The following is a 19,725-nucleotide window of genomic DNA, read 5'->3' as shown; positions in this document are numbered from 1 at the left end:
TTAGGCGCGGCCTGAGGAGAGAAGTGCATGACGCAAGTCACGGTGAAAGAACTGGCCCAAGAGGTCGAGGCACCGGTAGAGCGCCTGCTGCAGCAGATGCGTGAGGCAGGTCTGCCGCACACCGACGCCGGTCAGGTAGTGACCGACAATGAGAAGCAGACCCTGCTGACTCATTTGAAGAGCAGCCACAAGAGCAAGGCGGAAGAGCCGCGCAAGATTACCTTGCAGCGCAAAACCACCAGCACCCTGCGTGTCGCCGGTAGCAAGAGCATCAGCGTAGAAGTACGCAAGAAGAAAGTATTCGTGCAGCGCAGCCCGGAAGAAATCCAGGCTGAGCAGAAGCGTGAGCTGGAAGAGCGCCGTGCGGCTGAAAACGCTGCACGTGACAAGGTCGAGGCCGAAGTCCGTCAGCGCAACGAGGAGCAGGCACGCCGTCAGGCCGCTGAGGCGCCTGCCGCTACTCCTGCACCGGCCGCCAAACCGGCACCGGCACCGGCCGCTGCTGCACCGGCAGTTGCCGACGCCCCTGCGTCCGAAGACGCCGCAGCCCGTGCTGCCGAGCGCAAGAAGGACGAGACCCGTCGCAACGAAAGCCGTACCCGTGATGACGACCGTCGTCGTGGCGAGGCGCCGCGTGTGTCGATCAAGGTCAAGGTAAAAGAGAAGGAAAAGGCACCTACGCCGCGTGCAGCACCGCGCACCACCGACGAAGAGAGCGATGGCGCTCGTCGTGGCCGTGGTGGCAAAGGCAAGCTGAAGAAGCGTAACCAGCACGGCTTCCAGAACCCGACTGGCCCCGTCATCCGTGACGTGACCATCGGCGAGACCATCACCGTCTCCGAGCTGGCCAACCAGATGTCCGTCAAGGGCGCTGAAGTGGTCAAGTTCATGTTCAAGATGGGTACCCCGGTTACCATCAACCAGGTGCTCGACCAGGAAACCGCACAGCTGATCGCTGAAGAGCTGGGCCACAAGGTCACCCTGGTCAGCGATACCGCCCTGGAAGACTCCTTGGCCGAATCGCTGAAGTTCGAAGGCCAGTCCGAGTCGCGTGCGCCGGTGGTTACCGTCATGGGTCACGTCGACCATGGCAAGACCTCGCTGCTCGACTACATCCGTCGTGCCAAGGTTGCCGCTGGCGAAGCCGGTGGTATCACCCAGCACATCGGTGCCTACCATGTGGAAACCGACCGCGGCATGGTCACTTTCCTCGACACCCCGGGCCACGCAGCGTTCACCCAGATGCGTGCCCGTGGTGCCAAGGCCACCGACATCGTCATCCTGGTGGTGGCGGCGGACGACGGCGTGATGCCTCAGACCCGCGAAGCCGTTCAGCACGCCAAGGCTGCTGGCGTACCGCTGGTGGTTGCGGTGAACAAGATCGACAAGCCAGGTGCTGACCTCGATCGCATCCGTAACGAACTGGCCGTCGAAGGCGTGACCTCCGAGGACTGGGGTGGTGACACTCCGTTCGTCAAGGTTTCGGCGAAGATGGGTACCGGTGTTGATGAACTGCTCGAAGCCGTCCTGCTGCAGGCCGAGATCCTCGAACTGACCGCAACCCCGACCGCTCCAGGTCGTGGTGTAGTCGTCGAATCGCGCCTGGACAAGGGCCGCGGCCCGGTGGCCACCATCCTGGTTCAGGACGGTACCCTGCGCCAGGGCGACATGGTGCTGTGCGGCTCCAACTATGGCCGCGTGCGTGCCATGCTCGACGAGAACGGCAAGCCTGTTAAGGAAGCCGGCCCGTCGATCCCGGTCGAAATCCTCGGCCTGGACGGTACCCCGGAAGCCGGTGACGAGCTGTCGGTGGTGGCTGACGAGAAGAAAGCCCGCGAAGTTGCCATGTTCCGTCAAGGCAAGTACCGCGAGGTCAAGCTGGCCCGCGCTCACGCTGGCAAGCTGGAAAACATCTTCGAGACCATGGGTCAGGAAGAGAAGAAAACCCTCAACATCGTGCTCAAGACCGATGTGCGTGGTTCGCTCGAAGCGTTGAACGGCTCGCTTGGCGGCCTGGGCAACGACGAAGTGCAGGTTCGCGTGATCGGTGGTGGTGTAGGTGGTATCACCGAAAGCGACGCCAACCTGGCGCTGGCTTCGAATGCAGTACTGTTCGGCTTCAACGTGCGTGCCGATGCCGGTGCGCGCAAGATCGTCGAGCAGGAAGGTCTGGATATGCGTTACTACAACGTGATCTACGACATCATCGAAGACGTCAAGAAAGCCCTGACCGGCATGCTCGGCAGCGATGTTCGCGAGAACATCCTGGGCGTTGCCGAAGTGCGTGACGTGTTCCGTTCGCCGAAGTTCGGCGCCATCGCTGGCTGTATGGTCATCGAGGGTACCGTGTACCGCAACCGCCCTATCCGCGTACTGCGCGAGGACGTTGTGATCTTCGAAGGCGAGCTGGAATCGCTGCGTCGCTTCAAGGACGATGCTGCCGAAGTGCGTAACGGCATGGAGTGCGGTATTGGCGTGAAGAGCTACAACGACGTCAAGGTCGGCGACAAGATCGAAGTCTTCGAGAAAGTCCAGGTGGCTCGTACCCTTTAAGGGCGGGCACGTTGCGAGCAGCCCCTCTACGGGGCGGCTTGCAGCACCTCTTCAGGTAGCGCCCGGTCAGGCATTGGTCTGACCGGGCGTTTGCCGCTTTAAGTTACAGGTAACAAGAATGGCCAAAGAATATAGCCGTACCCAACGCATTGGCGATCAGATGCAGCGCGAGCTGGCCGAGCTGATCCGCCGTGAAGTCAAGGACCCGCGCGTCGGTCTGGTCACCATCACCGCTGTTGACGTCAGCCGCGACCTGGGCCATGCCAAGGTGTTCATCACCGTGATGGGCGAGGAAACCCCCGACGCCGTGCAGCAGTCGCTGAAGGCGCTGAACAGCGCAGCCAGCTTCCTGCGCCTGCACCTGGGCCGCTCCATGCAACTGCGCAGCGTGCCGCAGCTGCATTTCCATTTCGATGAAAGCGTTAACCGTGGTGTTCACCTGTCGGCGCTGATCGAACGTGCAGTGGCCGAAGACCGCCTGCACAAGGATACCGACGAGCCGGACACCAAGGAGTAAGCGGTGGCCCAGGTCAAACGTATCCGCCGCAATGTCAGCGGCATCATTCTGCTGGACAAGCCTTTGGGCTTTACGTCCAACGCCGCCTTGCAAAAGGTGCGCTGGTTGCTCAATGCCGAGAAGGCCGGCCACACGGGCAGCCTCGATCCACTGGCAACTGGTGTGCTGCCGCTGTGCTTTGGCGAAGCCACCAAGTTCTCGCAGTACTTGCTCGATTCCGACAAGGGCTACGAAACCGTCATGCAGATGGGCCAGACTACCAACACCGGCGACGCCGAAGGTGAGGTACTGCAGACCCGCGAGGTGACCGTTGGTCGTGCCGATATCGAAGGCGTACTGCCGCGTTTTCGCGGGCCGATCAGCCAGATACCGCCGATGTACTCGGCGCTCAAGCGTGATGGGCAACCCCTTTACAAGCTGGCACGTGCAGGAGAGGTAGTGGAGCGCGAGGCGCGTTCTGTTACTATTGGCCGGCTTGAGTTGCTCGAGTGCGAAGGCACCCGTGCACGGCTGAGCGTAGGTTGCAGCAAGGGCACTTATATCCGCACCCTGGTGGAGGATATCGGTGAGGCCTTGGGTTGCGGTGCCTATGTCGCCGAACTGCGCAGGACCCAGGCCGGGCCGTTTGCCCTGGCCCAGACGGTAACCCTCGAGCAGCTCGAACAGGCCCACGCCGAAGGCGGTAACGAAGCGCTCGACCGCTTCCTGATGCCATCGGACAGCGGCCTGCTGGACTGGCCATTGGTGTGCTTGTCCGAGCACAGCGCGTTCTACTGGCTGCACGGCCAGGCAGTACGCGCTCCGGACGCGCCACAATTCGGCATGGTCCGGGTACAGGATCACAATGCCCGCTTCATCGGTATCGGTGAGGTGAGCGAAGACGGGCGCATTGCGCCGCGTCGGCTGATTCGGTCGGAATGACCGAAACCACAGGCCAGGGCATGTGCCCGAACCTGCGGAACCGAGGTTGGCTGTCAGTAGGCACGGTCACACCTCTTTTATTGATACAGGGAGCAGTCCCTGGCCTATTGGAACCCGTTCGCGGGGTCCGTTTAATCAGGAGAAGCCTCATGGCCCTCAGCGTTGAAGAAAAAGCTAAGATCGTTGCCGAACACCAGCAAGCCGCCGGCGATACCGGTAGCCCGGAAGTGCAGGTTGCTCTGCTGACCGCCAACATCAACAAGCTGCAAGGCCACTTCAAGGCCAACGACAAAGACCACCACTCCCGTCGTGGTCTGATTCGTATGGTTAACCAGCGTCGTAAGCTGCTGGACTACCTGAAGGGCAAAGACACCACCCGTTACAGCGCGCTGATCGCTCGCCTGGGCCTGCGTCGTTAATAACGGCCTGGTTGGTGGTGTGCATGGCGTGCCGCAGGCCTCGGCAAGGCTGTTGTCCAGCCTTGCCGAGGGGCACGCCGTGCGTATATTCGAGGTTGGCAGCCTGGCAATGCTGAGCGGTTATCCGCTTGGCGCCAGGCTCCCAGCCTCGTGTTGTATCTGGACGGTCGACGGGGCCGATTCCCCCTGCTGCCCAAGCATTCGCAAGAAACCAGTTCCCCCAAGAGCCACTGAAGAAGGTAGGAAACCGTGAACCCGGTAATCAAGACATTCCAGTTCGGTCAATCGACCGTTACTCTCGAAACGGGCCGCATTGCCCGTCAGGCAACCGGCGCCGTGCTGGTTACCGTCGACAACGACGTCACCGTGCTGGTGACCGTGGTCGGTGCCAAGCAAGCCGACCCAGGCAAGGGCTTCTTCCCGCTCTCGGTTCACTACCAGGAAAAGACTTACGCCGCTGGCAAGATCCCAGGCGGTTTCTTCAAGCGTGAAGGCCGTCCTTCCGAGAAAGAAACCCTGACTTCGCGTCTGATCGACCGTCCGATCCGTCCGCTGTTCCCGGAAGGCTTCATGAACGAAGTGCAGGTTGTCTGCACCGTGGTTTCCACCAGCAAGAAGACCGACCCGGACATCGCTGCGATGATCGGTACCTCGGCTGCCCTGGCCATTTCCGGCATTCCGTTCGAAGGCCCGATCGGCGCTGCCCGCGTTGCTTTCCATGAGAGCACCGGCTACCTGCTGAACCCGACCTACGAGCAACTGGCCGCCTCGAGCCTGGACATGGTCGTTGCTGGTACCTCCGATGCCGTACTGATGGTTGAGTCGGAAGCCCAAGAGCTGACCGAAGACCAGATGCTGGGCGCCGTACTGTTCGCCCACGACGAATTCCAGGCTGTGATCCAGGCAGTCAAGGAGCTGGCTGCAGAAGCCGGCAAGCCGACCTGGGACTGGAAACCTGCGGTTGCCAACACTGCACTGCTCAATGCCATCCGCGCCGAATTCGGCGAAGCGGTTTCGCAGGGTTACACCATCACCGTCAAGGCCGACCGCTATGCGCGCCTGGGTGAGCTGCGTGACCAGGCTGTGGCCAAGTTCTCCGGTGAAGAAGGCCAGCCTTCGGCGTCTGAAGTAAAAGACATCTTCGGCGAAATCGAATACCGCACCGTCCGCGAGAACATCGTCAACGGCAAGCCACGCATCGACGGCCGCGACACCAAGACCGTGCGCCCGCTGAACATCGAAGTTGGCGTGCTGCCGAAAACTCACGGTTCGGCGCTGTTCACCCGTGGCGAAACCCAGGCCCTGGTCGTTGCCACGTTGGGTACTGCCCGTGACGCCCAACTGCTGGATACCCTCGAAGGCGAGAAAAAAGACCCCTTCATGCTGCACTACAACTTCCCGCCGTTCTCGGTAGGTGAGTGTGGGCGCATGGGTGGTGCTGGCCGTCGTGAAATCGGCCACGGCCGCCTGGCCCGTCGTTCGGTTCAGGCCATGCTGCCTGCTGCTGACGTGTTCCCGTACACCATCCGTGTGGTGTCGGAAATCACCGAGTCCAACGGTTCCAGCTCCATGGCGTCGGTCTGCGGTGCCTCCCTGGCCCTGATGGACGCCGGTGTGCCGATGAAGGCGCCGGTTGCCGGTATCGCCATGGGCCTGGTCAAGGAAGGCGAGAAGTTCGCCATTCTGACCGACATCCTGGGCGACGAAGACCACCTGGGTGACATGGACTTCAAGGTAGCCGGTACCGCCAAAGGCGTTACTGCGCTGCAGATGGACATCAAGATCAACGGCATCACCGAAGAGATCATGGAAATCGCCCTGGGCCAGGCCCTGGAAGCGCGCCTGAATATCCTCGGCCAGATGAACCAGATCATTGGCCAGTCGCGCACCGAACTCTCGGCCAACGCCCCGACCATGATCGCGATGAAGATCGACACCGACAAGATCCGTGACGTCATCGGTAAAGGCGGCGCCACCATCCGCGCCATCTGCGAAGAGACCAAGGCTTCGATCGATATCGAAGACGACGGCTCGATCAAGATCTTCGGCGAAACCAAGGAAGCGGCAGAAGCGGCCAAGCAGCGCGTCCTGGGTATCACTGCCGAGGCCGAGATCGGCAAGATCTACGTGGGCAAGGTTGAGCGCATCGTCGACTTCGGCGCGTTCGTGAACATCCTGCCTGGTAAGGACGGTCTGGTTCACATCTCGATGCTGAGCGATGCCCGCGTCGAGAAAGTGACCGACATCCTCAAGGAAGGCCAGGAAGTTGAAGTACTGGTACTGGACGTGGACAACCGCGGCCGTATCAAGCTGTCGATCAAAGACGTAGCTGCGGCAAAAGCCTCCGGCGTCTGAGTAGGGACAACGCGGTAGAAAAGGGCCCCGATCGGGGCCCTTTTTTTATGGGCGCTGCGGAACCTTTAGCGGACTTGCATCTTGCATGCAGTTTTATCGTGCAGATTGCAGAATGCACGATCCAGATGACCTATTAATTTATATAAGTATCTGATATATAAGAAAAAATCACAATCCTGAAAGCTGGCACAGGCCCTGCAACTAGTCTTGTATCTGCCGCCAGGACACAGGGCGCAGACCTTTCGAAAAACAGGAGTGACTCACATGAAGAAGTTCGCCATCGCTGCCGCTACTGCTACCGCTCTGACCCTGACCATGGCTAACGCCGCTTTTGCAGCCCAGGCCACTCAAGCGCCAATGATGCTTGCAGCTGGTGAGGCTACCAAAGCCAAAGAGGCTACCTCTGACACTTGGATCACTACCAAAGTGAAGAGCGACCTGCTGACCGAGAAAGGCATCCCAGGTAGCGACATCAAAGTCGAAACCAACAAAGGTGTTGTGTCGCTGTCTTCGGACGTTGCTATTACTGAAGCCCAAAAAACCACAGCGGTAACGCTGACCAAGAAAATCAAAGGCGTCAAAGCAGTCTCTGCTGACGGCCTGAAAGCAGAATAAGGATTGTCCCGCTGGCCAAATGGATTTGGCTAAACAAAAAATCCGATACCAGCTGCTGGTATCGGATTTTTTTTGCCTGCTTGGTTTACGGTCTAGTTGGCCAACCCGTTACTCCGCATCCAGATGCAGCGGTGTCACAACCCGCCCATCCTGCTCCGGCTTGCCAAGGCTGGTATCAATGAAATACACCCGGTCATCTTGCAGCTTGCCCTTGTCCACCAGGTAATCCTTGATACTGCTGGCTCGCTCCTGGCCCAACGTGCGCAGTAATGCGGTGCTTTCCGACCACGACTTGATCACCGCCTCGCGCAGCCGTGCCGCCCGTTCGTCACGCCCAAGCTGTTCCCACTCGGCGGGTGGCTGCTGTTTCAGGCGGGTGCGGTAGATGCCCTCAAGCATTGCCGGCTTGTCGCCATCGTCTACCGCCAGCATCGAGGCATTGGCAGGTACCTTGTCGCCGCGCCGCTGCAGGATCTTGTACCAGGTTGCCTGGTACTCACGCTCCAGGCGCTGCTGGGCAATCAACGGCCCGTCACTGGCCTGGGCGCTGGTACCCTCGATCTCAAGGCGCAGCTCGGGGCGCTTTTTCAACGCTTCTGCCAGCTTGTCCAGCGACGCCTGAGCATCACCGCCCAATTCGCTGGAGCCGGGTGCGAAGGCCACGGTGCCGAGGTCTTGCGAACCGCCGCCGGCGATCAGCCCGCCGATGAACTTGAACGGCGCCTGGGCCGCGCGCAGCACCAGGTTACGCAGGGTCTGCCAGACAATGGGCATTACACTGAACTGTGGGTTGTTGAGGTCGCCCGACACCGGCAGCTCGATGGAAATCTTGCCCTGGGTGTCTTTCAAAAGCGCTACCGCCAGCCGGATTGGCAGGTCGACGGCATCCGGGCTGTCGACCTTCTCCCCAAGCTGCAATTGCTCCACGACCACCTTGTTCTCGGCCTTCAGCTGGCCCTTGGTGATCAGGTAATGCAGGTCCAGGTTCAGCCGGCCCTTGCGAATGCGATAGCCCGCGAACTTGCCTGAGTAGGGGGTGAGGGTGGTCAACTCCACGCGCTTGAAGCTGGTGGCGATATCCAGGCTTGCGAGTGGATCGAACGGGTTGAGGGCACCTTTGATGGTGACCGGTGCGTAGCGGTCGACCTTGCCCTGGACTTCCACCTTGGCCGGAAGCGGTTTACGGTTATCAATGGTGCCAATTTGCCCGTTCAGCTGTTGCGCAGCCGTGGCGAAGTTGGGCGTGAGGGAGAGGTCGGCGAAATTCGCTGAACCGTCGTTAATCACGATCTGGCCAATATGCACACCCAGCAGCTTGTTGCCGTTGCTGGTAGCAGCAGGCTTGGCCTGTACCGTCGCCGGGGCGCTGGCTGGCTGTGGAATCAGCAGGTCGTTGATATTGGTAGTGCGGTCCTCGTTGATGATGAAGCGCGCATAAGGCTGTTGCAGCGTGACCTTGTCGATCGACAGCGCATCACCGTGCACGTAAGAGAGCCCATCTACGTCGACTTCTTGCCATTTCACGAAGTCACGGCTCTTGATGGTGTCCAGCGTGTGCAACTGGCTCACCTGCGCCTTGCCCGTGACCGTCAAGGCCAGCGGGGCAGTGTTCTTCAGATCCACCTTGAGGTCGCTGGCTAGCATGCCGCTGCGCAGCTCCAGCAGGATGTAAGGGCTGATGTAGGCTTGCGCAAGGCGCAGGTCGATATCGTGGGTGTTTACGTCCAGTTTTGCCCATACCGGCGCCAGGTTCACCTGCCCGCTGGCCTGCAGCTTGCCTTGCTTGCCGACCCCGGTGTCGAGCCTGATCTTGAAGGGCGTCTTGTTGAGGCTGTCGAACCCTTGCAAGTCGGCATTGAGCGGGCCTAGGTCGAGGGCCACCGGTTCCTTCTGGGTGCGGTCGGCCAGGTGCACCAGGTAATTGCGCAACTGCACGTCCTTCAGAAGCACCTGCCAAGGCGTGCTGGGCTGGGTAGCGGCCGGCTGTTCAGGGGCTGGCCCGGCAGCCGCCGGTTCGGCCTTTTCCTTGGGCGTGGCCTTGGCCGGCTGGCTGGCGAACAGCGTTTGCCAGTCGAGCTGGCCGTCCTTTTCCAGGGCGGCCCAGGTTTCCAGCTTGTCGCTGCGGACCTTGCCAACGGTCACCCGCTGCTTGACCAGGTCGACTGTGGTTTCACTCAATTCCAGGTTGGCCAGGCGCGCCAAGGGGCGCCCATCGGGGGCCTTGATGGCGAACGGTGCAATCCGCAGCGAGGCGTTTTCCAGCACCAACTCGGTCTTTTTTGCCAGGTTCAGGCGGTAGTGCGTATTCAGGCTCAGCTTGCCGTCCTCGAGCACAAGTGGCACAGCATCGCGCACATAAGGCCAGAACAACTTCATCTTGCCATCGGTGACCTTCAATGTGCCTTCGGAAGCGATGGGGGACAGGCTGAGGGTACCTTGCCAATCGATGCGTCCGCCGTTGGGGCCGTTCGCAACCAAGGTCATGTCGGCATTGTCGTCGGGCAGGGTGCTGAGGTTCTTCAGCTCCAGGTTCATGTTGTCGTAGAGAAACTCGATGGGCTCGCTTGGGCGCTGGTCCTCGAAGCGCAGGTAGCCTTGTTCAAGCTTGATGCTGCCGATACGCAGTGGGAACGGCTTGCCCGGTGGGTCATCTGCCTTGGCGCTGCTGGGGGGTAGCTTGAACAGGCGCGCCAGGTTGAGCGTGCCGTCCTTGGCGAACAGCACCTCGTTGCGCAGCTTGGCCAGTTCCACTGCCTCCAGGTGCAGGGCGCCGGTCCACAGGCTGTCCAGTGACAGGTTGGCGTAGAGTTTCTCGAAGGCCAGCTGTTCCTTGCCCGGTTCACCGATCTGCAGGCCCCACAGGGTCAGTTCCAGGCTGAACGGGTTGAATTCGACCCGCTGAAGGTGCGCCGGTACGGTGGCGTATTGGGCCAGCTGTTGATTGGCGATACGCAGGGCTACACCGGGGAGGATGAAGAAGCCGAGCAGGCTGTAGAGGGCGACCAAGGCCAGCAGTGCGCCAACGGCGCGCATCAATCCTTTGTACATGTATCGCTTCGTCTGTGCGGGCAGGGGGTGGTTGGAGTATGGCACGTTAAATCAGTTCCGCTGAGCGGGCGGCAGCGCTTACTCAATGCCCATGCGCCTGCGGGCGCGGTGGGCCGAGCCATCGCGCATCGCCCAGCGCAGCACTGGCGCGGTGCGTTGCAGGCCCAGCCGGATCATGCGCTGCTGCAGGGGGCCGTGCCCCAGGCCCAGTAATTGCTGCGCCCAGGCAGGCAGCAGGTCGATACCCGCGTGCAGCATCAGCTTGCCCACCGGCTGTGCCAGGCGGCTAGGGGCCGGGGCATCGAGCAGGATGCTGACCACCTCGTGGCTGCGTGCATCGCAGCTGAGCTGAGGGCGCATGTGCTGGAGATAATCCTCCACCTGCAGGCACGTGCGTGGTACGTCGCGGGCCCCCAGGCGCTCTGCGACCAGTGCGATTTCGCCGTAGTACGCGTCCTGGTCAGCAACTGACAGGTGCGGGTCACGGTAGCGCAGGTGCGCCGCCAGAAAGCTGCTCACTTCGGCCACGTGCACCCAGGTCAGCAATTGTGGGTCGCTGGCGGCGTAAGGGCGGCCATCAGGCGCATGGCCTGTGACCTGCAGGTGAATCTGGCGCACCTTCTCTATCAGCCATTCGGCATCGGCGGTGGCACCGAACGTAGTGCCAGAAATGAACTGGCTGGTGCGCCGCAGCCGGCCCAGCAAGTCATGACGGAAATTGGAATGGTCCCACACGCCGGCCAGCGCAAGAGGGTGCAGCAATTGCAGCATCAGGGCGCTGATACCGCCCACCAGCATGCTCGGGAAGTCGCCATGCACCCGCCAGCAGAGGCTGTGCGGGCCGAACAGGCCAGGGTCGCCCTTGGGCGACTCCAGGTCGAGCTGGCCCAAAGCCAGCCCGGTAAGGCTCATGACCTGTTTTTCAATGCGGCGGCGTAAGGCTTCCATGGCGACCTGGGGTGCAGGGCGGCCAGGTGGCCGCCGGTTACTGGTTGAGACGGGTTTCGATCAAGCCCTGTACAACGCCAGGGTCGGCCAGGGTGGAGGTATCCCCCAGGCTATCCAGTTCGTTGCAGGCAATCTTGCGCAGTATACGCCGCATGATCTTGCCCGAGCGGGTCTTGGGCAGTGCGGGTGCCCACTGGATCAACTCGGGCCTTGCGAAGCTGCCGATCTCCTTGCTGACCAATGCCAGCAGTTCTGCCTTCAATGCATCACTCGGTGTAACCCCGTTCATGGTAGTGACGAAGGCATAAACGCCCTGGCCCTTGAGGTCATGGGGGTAGCCGACCACGGCGGCTTCGGCAACGCTGTCATGCAGCACCAGCGCGCTCTCCACCTCGGCGGTGCCAATGCGGTGCCCCGAGACGTTGATCACATCGTCGATGCGCCCGGTGATCCAGTAGTCACCGTCGGCGTCGCGGCGGGCGCCGTCGCCGGTGAAGTAGTAACCCGGCATCGGTTTGAAGTAGGTCTCGACCATGCGTGTGTGGTCGCCGTAGACGCTGCGGATTTGCGCCGGCCAGCTGGCCTTGATGACCAGCAGGCCCGCCCCGGGCCCTTCGATGACCTGGCCCTGCTCATCCAGCAGCACAGGTTGCACGCCGAACATGGGCTGGGTGGCGCAACCGGGTTTGAGCGTGGGGTTGCCGGGCAGCGGGGTAAGCATGATGCCGCCGGTCTCGGTTTGCCACCAGGTGTCGACGATGGGGCAGCGCTGCTGCCCGACTTCCTCGAAGTACCACTGCCAGGCCTCGGGGTTGATCGGCTCGCCAACGGTACCCAGCAGCCGTAGGCTCTGGCGTGAGGTGCCTTGCAACGGCGCTGAGCCTTCGCGCATCAGGGCGCGCAAGGCCGTAGGGGCGGTATAGAAGATATTCACCGAATGCTTGTCCACCACCTGCCAGAACCGTGAGCTGTCCGGGTAGTTGGGCACGCCTTCATACATCAGCGAAATGGCACCGTTGGCCAGTGGGCCATAGACAATGTAGGTGTGGCCGGTCACCCAGCCGACATCGGCCGTGCACCAGAACACCTCGCCGTCGCGGTAATCGAACACCACCTTGAAGGTCAGGGCCGCCTGCAGCAGATAGCCGGCGGTGGTATGCAGTACACCCTTGGGCTTACCCGTACTGCCGGAGGTGTAGAGGATGAACAGTGGGTTCTCGGCATCCATGGCTTCGGGCTGGCAGTGGTCTCCGGCGTGCTCGGTCGCCTGGTGGTACCAGAGGTCACGGCCCTCGCTCCAGTCAACCTTACCCCCCGTGCGCCGCACCACCACCACTGTGCCTACGTCGGGGCAACTGGCCAGGGCCTTGTCGACGTTTTGTTTCAGGGGGATGCGTTTGCCACCGCGTACGCCTTCGTCGGCGGTGATGACGGTGCGGCAGTCGGCATCCAGAATACGGTCACGCAATGCATCCGGGGAAAAGCCGCCGAATACCACCGAGTGCACTGCGCCGATGCGCGTACAGGCCAGCATGGCAAAGGCCGCCTCAGGGATCATGGGCATATAGATGCAGATGCGGTCGCCCTTTTTCACGCCGCGCGCTTTCAAGGCATTGGCCAGGCGGCACACGTGCAGGTGCAGTTCGCGGTAGGTGATGGCCTTGGCATCGGCCGGGTCGTCACCCTCCCACAGCAGGGCCGTCTGATCCCCGCGCTGGGCCAGGTGGCGATCAATGCAGTTGTAGCTGACGTTGAGCTGGCCGCCTGCAAACCAGCAGCCATCGCCCGTGTTCAGGTCGCACTGCTGCACCTGTTGCCAGGGTTTGATCCAGTGCAGACGCTTGGCTTGTTCGGCCCAGAAGGTGTCTGGGTCGTCGACCGACTGGCGGTAGAGGCGGCGGTAGTCGTCTGGGGATAAAGCGGCTGCCTGGGTGACGGCCAGGGCTTGCGGGTATTTGCGCAGATCGAACATGGCGGTGGTCCTGCTCTTGTAAGGGGCGATGGACGGCAACGGCTATTCGATAAGACAGTGTAGCGCAAGGGGGTGTTCAACCTGCTCCCACCGGTTGCAACACACAGCTACAAAAGCCTGTGGGATACCGGTGGGAACGGGTAGGTACAGGGAGGGGCTAGCCGCGATGGCGGCCGCGGAAGTAGTTGATCAGGCCCTGAGTGGAGCCATCGTCAGCGGTGGTTTCAGTGCTGCCGACCAGGCGCTCGTAAACACCCTTGCCCAACTCTTTACCCAGCTCCACGCCCCACTGGTCGAAGGCGTTGATACCCCAGACCACGCTCTGCACGAACACCTTGTGCTCGTACATGGCTACCAGCGCACCCAGGCGGCGAGGGCTGATGCGTTCGACCACCAAGGTGTTGCTTGGGCGGTTGCCCGGGATGACCTTGTGCGGCGCCAGTTTGGCGATGTCTGCTTCGTCCATGCCCTTGGCTCGCAGTTCTGCTTCGGCTTCTTCACGGGTTTTGCCGAGCATCAGGGCCTGGCTCTGGGACAGGCAGTTGGCGTACAGCCATTGATGATGGTCGGCGACCGGGTTGAAGCTCACCACCGGGACAATGAAATCGGCGGGGATCAAATGGGTGCCCTGGTGCAGCAACTGGTGATAGGCATGCTGGCCGTTGCAACCCACACCACCCCAGATCACCGGGCCGGTTTCGGTCTTCACCGGTGAGCCGTCCTGCAGCACGCTCTTGCCGTTGGACTCCATGTCCAGCTGCTGCAGGTGCTTGGTGATATTACGCAGGTAGTGGTCGTACGGCAGGATCGCGTGGCTGCTGGCGCCCCAGAAGTTGCCGTACCAAACGCCAAGCAAGGCCAGCAGCACCGGCATGTTCTTCTCGAACGGCGCGGTCTGGAAATGCTGGTCCATGGTGTAGGCGCCAGACAGCAGTTCCTTGAAGTTGGCGGTGCCGATGGCCAGTGCAATGGGCAGGCCGATGGCCGACCACAGGGAATAACGCCCACCCACCCAGTCCCACATCGGGAAGATGTTTTCTTCCCGGATACCGAAGGCTACGGCTGCAGCCTTGTTGCTGGATACGGCGATGAAGTGGCGGTAGAGCTCGGCTTCCGAGCCGCCCTGGGCCAGGTACCAGGTACGCGCCGCCATGGCGTTTTTCAAGGTTTCCAGCGTGTTGAACGACTTGGACGAGACGATGAACAGGGTGGTTTCGGCACGCAGGCTGGCCGACAGCTCGTGGAATTCGCTGCCGTCGATATTGGCCAGGTAATGGCAGCGTACCCCCCGCTGGGCGTAGGGCAGCAGTGCTTCGGACACCAGCTCCGGGCCGAGGAAGGAGCCACCGATACCGATGTTGACCACATCGGTGATCGGTTTTTCGCTGTAGCCGCGCCACAGGCCATCGTGGATGCGGCCGACCAGTTCGGTGATCTGGTTGAGCACTTTGTGCACGTCCGGCATGACGTTCACGCCGTTGACGCTCAGCTTGTCGCCGACCGGGCGCCGCAGTGCGGTGTGCAACACCGGGCGGCCTTCGGATGCGTTGATGATCTCGCCATTGAACATCGAGGTGATGGCGTCCTGCAGGCCCACTTCCTTGGCCAGGTTCACCAGCAGGTCGCGGGTCTGCTCGGTGATCAGGTTTTTCGAGTAGTCCAGGAACAGGCCACAGGAGCTCAGGGAAAACTGCTCGAAACGCTGGGGATCGGCGGCGAATGCCTCACGCATGCTGAAACCTTGCATGGCATCGCGGTGTTGCTGAAGCGCCTGCCAGGCGGGCAGGGCCGTGACATCGTGTGGGTTACGGTAATACGCCATTGCGCGGGGTCCCTTGTGCATTGTGTTGCCTTGGACACGGCAGTCATTGCCGCGTTCAGACTGGCACCATTATAGGCAAAGGCCTCGCGCAGGGAATGGGTATCACCGGGGGATTTGGATGAAGCTTTTGCAGTGCCAGCAGCGCGTCAATGCGGCTGTAGGAATGGCCCTACCCAGGTGTAAGGCCGATCCGAAAAGACACCTACGCGGTTTTGTCTTCAACATGCAGGTAGAGGTTATCGATCAGCCGGGTTGTGCCCAGGTAAGCGGCGGCGATCAGCACCAGGTCGCGGTCATCGGGCAGCGCCGGGCGCAGGCTCACGGCATGACGCACTTCAAGGTAGTCCGGCCGCAGGCCGGCCGCGTTCAATTGCGCTTGCCCGTCAGCTGTCAGCGTCGCGAAATCGCGCTGCCCACGCGCGATGGCCGCGCCCAGGTGCTGCAGAATACGGTACAGGGCGGGGGCTTGCGCCCGCTGCTCCGGCGTGAGGTAGCCATTGCGTGAGGACAGTGCCAGGCCATCCTCGGCGCGTACGGTTGGCTGGCCGATGATCTGGATCGGCATGTTCAGGTCGCGGACCATGGCGCGTATCACCGCCAATTGCTGGTAGTCCTTTTCGCCGAAAACAGCGAGGTCCGGCTGTACCATGTTGAACAGCTTGCTGACCACGGTGGCCACTCCTTCGAAGTGGCCTGGCCGGCTGGCGCCGCACAGGCCTTCGGACAGCTGCGGTACGCTGACCCGGGTCTGCACGCTGGCGCCGTCGGGGTACATTTCCTGAACGGCTGGCGCGAACAGCAGGTTGCAACCCGATTCCACCAACAGTTGCTGGTCTGCAGCCAAGGTGCGCGGGTACGTGTCCAGGTCTTCATTGGCGCCGAATTGCAGCGGGTTGACGAAGATGCTCGCCACCACGAAATCGGCGCACTGCGCGGCCTTCACCACCAGTGCGGCGTGGCCACTGTGCAGGTTGCCCATGGTGGGCACGAACCCGACACGCTTGCCTTCGCTGCGGGCCCTAGCCACGGCTGCGCGCAGTTCGCGAACGGTCTTGACTGTATTCATGCGCTGAATCCGTGTTCGCTGGCTGGGAAGCTGACCTGTTTGACTGCCTGTACATAGGCTGCAAGGGCGCTGTCGATATCTGGCTGGCCGTGCATGAAGTTTTTAACGAACCTGGCCACCCGGCCACTGAGCGACAACCCCAGCATATCGTGCAGCACCAGCACCTGCCCATCAGTGGCGCTGCCCGCACCAATGCCGATAACCGGCACGCCGGCGGCCTGTGTGATCTGCGCAGCCAGTTCGCTGGGCACGCACTCGAGCAACAGCATGGCGGCACCTGCCTGCTCCAGGGCTTTGGCATCGGCCCGCAGTTGGGCCGCCTGGGCTTCCTGACGGCCTTGCACCTTGTAGCCGCCCAGAACGTTGACGGTCTGCGGCGTCAGGCCCAGGTGGGCGCACACCGGCACGCCCCGTTGGGCCAGCTGGGTGATGGTTTCGGCCAGCCATGCGGCGCCCTCGATCTTGACCATATGTGCACCGGCCTGCATCAGGGCGGCGCTGTTGGTAAAGGCCGCTTCCGGGGTGGCATGTGCCATGAACGGAAGGTCGGCGAGGATCAGCGCGCCGTGGTTGCCCCGTTTCACACAGGCTGTGTGGTAGGCCATGTCTGCGGTGCTGACCGGCAGGGTGCTGTCGTGGCCTTGCAGGACCATGCCAAGGGAGTCGCCCACCAGCAGCACTTCGACACCGGCCTGGCTGGCGGCCTTGGCGAACGTCGCGTCGTAGCAGGTCAGCATGGTGATTTTTTCACCCTTGGCTTTCAGGCCATTAAGGGTGGAAAGGGTTACTTCAGGCATGTAGAAAATTCCTCGTTCAGGCGCTGTAGGAAACGACTGCGTTCAACCTGTGTAGTCATTTTCCGGAGCGGCACATCATCGTGTGTGATGTTCGGGCACAGGTCCGTCCGGGCCTAGATACGGGTTTATACGGGTGCGCGGCATCAGGGTGCCACACGGGACGCCTATAGTCGTGAGCGAGGTGGGGGAAGTCAATCACCCTGTTACCGCATTGTTACGATCAGGGTGTTACTGGCGTTACCGGGCCGCGTATGGGCGGCGAAGGGCACTGGTTACAGGCGTTCCAGACCCGCGTACGGGCACGCCTCAAGCAGTTGTGCGAGGCGGCGGCCATCGGCCAGCTGAAAATCGGCGGGTACCAGCTCAGCCAAGGGGTACAGCACGAAAGGCCGTGCATGCATATGGTAGTGCGGTACTTGCAGGCGCGGCAGGTCGAGCACCTGGTCGCCGAACAGCAGGATATCCAGGTCCAGCGTACGCGGGCCCCAGCGTTCCTTGCGTACGCGGCCCTGGTCGTCCTCGATGGCCTGCAATGCATCGAGCAGGGCCAGGGGCGCCAGGGCGGTGTCCAGCGCGGCAACGGCGTTGGTGTAACGCGGCTGGCCGGGCAGCAAGGAGTCGCTGGTATACAACGCCGAGGCCGAGACCAGGCGGCTTGTCGCGATCTCGCCAAGTGCCTGCAACGCACTGCGCAACTGTTGTGCGGGTGCGTCCAGGTTACTGCCCAGGCCGATGTAGGCGCGAACTGTCACTCGAATGCCTCTTCGCCACCACGCTTGCGTTTGCTGCCGCTACGTTTGCGTTTGCGCGTACCGCCGGCTTCGTCCCGGCTGCCAAGGTCGCGGATCATGTCGCGACGTTCGCTGTCGTTGGCGTCCTGGTAGTCAGTCCACCACTGGCCGAGCTCGTCGGTTTCTTCACCGGCACTTTCCCGCAGCAGCAGGAAGTCGTAACCGGCGCGGAAGCGCGGGTTGTCCAGCAGCATGTCGGCACGCTTGCCACTGCGTCGCGGCAGGCGCTCCTGCATGTCCCAGATTTCGCGAATAGGCAGGGTGAAGCGCTTGGGGATGGCAATGCGCGCGCACTGCTCGGCGATCAGGTCGTGGGCCGCGCCGTTCATGGCCGGAATAGGCGGCACACCCTGGCTTTGCAGGTGCAGTACACGGGCTGGCAGGGCAGGCCACAACAGTGCGGCGAACAGGAACGCCGGGGTGACCGGTTTGCCTTGTTTGACGCGCAGGTCGGTATTGTTGAGTGCCTGGCTGATCAGCGTGTGGGTGTAGGTGGGCCGTTCGTCCAGGGCATGCGCGCTGGCAGGGAACAGCGGCTCGAACAGCTGCAGGTCCACCAGCATTTCGAAGGCGAGCGCACCGTGGCCGGACAGGAACAGCTTCAGGCTTTCTTCGAACAGGCGCGCTGGCGGGATTTCTCGCAGCAGCGGTGCCAGTTCGCGGATAGGCTGCACCGTGTGTTTTTCGATGCCGAAGTCGAGCTTGGCTGCGAAGCGCACAGCACGCAGCATGCGTACAGGGTCTTCCTGGTAGCGATGGGTGGGGTCGCCGATCAGGCGCAACAGGCGATTGCGCACATCGTGCACGCCGTTGGCGTAGTCCAGGATACGCTCGCTGACTGGGTCGTAGTACAAGGCATTGATGGTGAAGTCGCGGCGCTGCGCGTCTTCCTCCAGGGTGCCGTATACGTTGTCGCGCAGAATGCGGCCGTTGGCGTTATGCGACGAACGGTGGCTGTCACCCTGGTCATCCTCGGAGTGCGGCGCACGGAACGTGGCGACCTCGATGATTTCACGGCCAAAGTGCACGTGAACTAGCTTGAAACGCCGGCCGATGATGCGCGCATTGCGGAACTCGGCCCGCACCTGCTCGGGCGTGGCGCTGGTAGCGACGTCGAAGTCTTTGGGTGTGATGCCCAGCATCAGGTCGCGGACACAGCCACCCACCAGGTAAGCCTGGTAGCCGGCGCTTTGCAGGCGCTCCACGATATTGACCGCGTGGCGACTGAACTGGTGGCGCTGCAGCGAATGCTGGCTCTTGTTGATCACCTCAGGCGTGGTGCGCCTGTGATGCTGGCCCGTCACGGGCGGGCGGAACGACTGGAACAGCTTCTTCAGCATGGGATGCACTGTTTGAAGGAATGTTCGGCCAAGGATAAGAGAATGGCCGCATGATGGGCGGGGATTCTAGCATTTACTGACGGGATGGTGTAGGCGGTCGCAGAATGCCTGCCAGAAGGGTAGAAACGACAAGGGGAGCCTAAGCTCCCCAAGAAGTCGTTGCGTGCTCTTATTGTTTTTGTACGGGCTTCTTGTTTTTGTTGAGTGCCCTGCCATCAAGCTCGAAGCTTGTGGACCACCCCCAAACCAGGGGTAAAGAGCAAACGGATTGCTTTGGTCGCTGATGCCATGTTGATCTGTCGATCCAATCAGTTCAGGCGCTGCTTTTTAGTGCAGTTTTTGTTGTTCTCTGCCTGATCGTGGGGCAAACCCCAAACATTCATCCTCTCCAAAAGAATCAGTTAGCTGCGCCTCCGCCGTCTTGTTCTTATTGTGCGTGAGCCGTTTCGTCTTGTTCTTATTGTGGGTTGCAGTGCTTGTTATTGTTTTTGTACTAAGCATATAGCAGGAGCCGTGCCAACTTTGGCAGCGCCAGTAAATACGGGGGGTTGGGGGTTTTGC

Annotated in this window: 15 protein-coding genes; 6 read left to right on the top strand and 9 right to left on the bottom strand. The window is 61.6% G+C overall.

Annotation, left to right across the window (positions count from 1 at the left end; translation table 11 throughout):
• Positions 1-27: 27 nt before the first annotated feature.
• From infB to IAE33_RS11555, 6 genes are all read left to right on the top strand, one after another.
• The gene (gene infB, locus IAE33_RS11580) at positions 28-2,553 is read left to right on the top strand and encodes a translation initiation factor IF-2 (protein WP_028632621.1); all 2,526 of its coding nucleotides are present in this window, start codon (positions 28-30) and stop codon (positions 2,551-2,553) included.
• A 118-nt stretch (positions 2,554-2,671) separates the two neighbouring features.
• On the top strand, positions 2,672-3,070 hold the full coding sequence (gene rbfA, locus IAE33_RS11575; RefSeq protein WP_201163608.1) for a 30S ribosome-binding factor RbfA: 399 nt from the start codon (positions 2,672-2,674) through the stop codon (positions 3,068-3,070).
• A gap of 3 nt (positions 3,071-3,073) precedes the next feature.
• A complete protein-coding gene (truB, locus tag IAE33_RS11570) occupies positions 3,074-3,991 on the top strand; it encodes a tRNA pseudouridine(55) synthase TruB (protein WP_028632619.1) in 918 nt (305 codons plus the stop codon).
• A 149-nt stretch (positions 3,992-4,140) separates the two neighbouring features.
• The gene (gene rpsO / locus IAE33_RS11565; protein WP_023533188.1) at positions 4,141-4,410 is read left to right on the top strand and encodes a 30S ribosomal protein S15; all 270 of its coding nucleotides are present in this window, start codon (positions 4,141-4,143) and stop codon (positions 4,408-4,410) included.
• 249 nt (positions 4,411-4,659) lie between these two features.
• Positions 4,660-6,765 carry a polyribonucleotide nucleotidyltransferase gene (pnp, locus tag IAE33_RS11560; protein ID WP_028632618.1) on the top strand — a complete coding sequence of 702 codons (2,106 nt, stop codon included), beginning with the start codon at positions 4,660-4,662 and terminating at the stop codon, positions 6,763-6,765.
• Between the two features lie 264 nt (positions 6,766-7,029).
• The gene (locus tag IAE33_RS11555) at positions 7,030-7,380 is read left to right on the top strand and encodes a BON domain-containing protein (RefSeq protein WP_201163607.1); all 351 of its coding nucleotides are present in this window, start codon (positions 7,030-7,032) and stop codon (positions 7,378-7,380) included.
• A 108-nt stretch (positions 7,381-7,488) separates the two neighbouring features.
• Here the strand turns inward: IAE33_RS11555 and IAE33_RS11550 are convergent, their stop codons facing one another.
• From IAE33_RS11550 to IAE33_RS24570, 9 genes are all read right to left on the bottom strand, one after another.
• Positions 7,489-10,428 (bottom strand): DUF748 domain-containing protein, encoded by a 2,940-nt coding sequence (locus tag IAE33_RS11550; protein ID WP_201163606.1) that lies wholly within the window; start codon positions 10,426-10,428, stop codon positions 7,489-7,491.
• 78 nt (positions 10,429-10,506) lie between these two features.
• Entirely contained in the window at positions 10,507-11,376 is an 870-nt protein-coding gene (locus IAE33_RS11545) for an oxygenase MpaB family protein (protein ID WP_201163605.1), read from the bottom strand.
• A gap of 37 nt (positions 11,377-11,413) precedes the next feature.
• On the bottom strand, positions 11,414-13,348 hold the full coding sequence (gene acs / locus IAE33_RS11540; protein WP_201163604.1) for an acetate--CoA ligase: 1,935 nt from the start codon (positions 13,346-13,348) through the stop codon (positions 11,414-11,416).
• A 157-nt stretch (positions 13,349-13,505) separates the two neighbouring features.
• Positions 13,506-15,170, bottom strand: coding sequence for a glucose-6-phosphate isomerase (pgi, locus tag IAE33_RS11535; protein ID WP_201163603.1), 1,665 nt, complete (start codon positions 15,168-15,170; stop codon positions 13,506-13,508).
• Between the two features lie 202 nt (positions 15,171-15,372).
• Positions 15,373-16,236, bottom strand: a complete 864-nt coding sequence (gene panC, locus IAE33_RS11530) for a pantoate--beta-alanine ligase (RefSeq protein WP_028632612.1) — start codon at positions 16,234-16,236, stop codon at positions 15,373-15,375.
• Positions 16,233-17,033, bottom strand: a complete 801-nt coding sequence (gene panB / locus IAE33_RS11525) for a 3-methyl-2-oxobutanoate hydroxymethyltransferase (RefSeq protein WP_201163602.1) — start codon at positions 17,031-17,033, stop codon at positions 16,233-16,235. The genes panC and panB overlap by 4 nt, the downstream gene beginning before the upstream one ends.
• Before the next feature lie 272 nt (positions 17,034-17,305).
• Entirely contained in the window at positions 17,306-17,785 is a 480-nt protein-coding gene (gene folK / locus IAE33_RS11520) for a 2-amino-4-hydroxy-6-hydroxymethyldihydropteridine diphosphokinase (protein WP_201163601.1), read from the bottom strand.
• Positions 17,782-19,164: a polynucleotide adenylyltransferase PcnB gene (locus IAE33_RS11515; RefSeq protein WP_201163600.1), complete on the bottom strand. Its 1,383-nt coding sequence runs from the start codon at positions 19,162-19,164 to the stop codon at positions 17,782-17,784. Before IAE33_RS11515 ends, folK begins: the two co-directional genes overlap by 4 nt.
• A gap of 327 nt (positions 19,165-19,491) precedes the next feature.
• On the bottom strand, positions 19,492-19,725 hold a 234-nt coding region (locus IAE33_RS24570; protein ID WP_236406424.1), incomplete at its 5' end, for a hypothetical protein.

Source organism: Pseudomonas sp. S60 (assembly GCF_016647865.1).
GTDB lineage: Bacteria > Pseudomonadota > Gammaproteobacteria > Pseudomonadales > Pseudomonadaceae > Aquipseudomonas > Aquipseudomonas parafulva.
The sequence above is the reverse complement of the archived record's forward strand: the minus strand, read 5'-3'. Positions and strand labels throughout refer to the sequence as shown.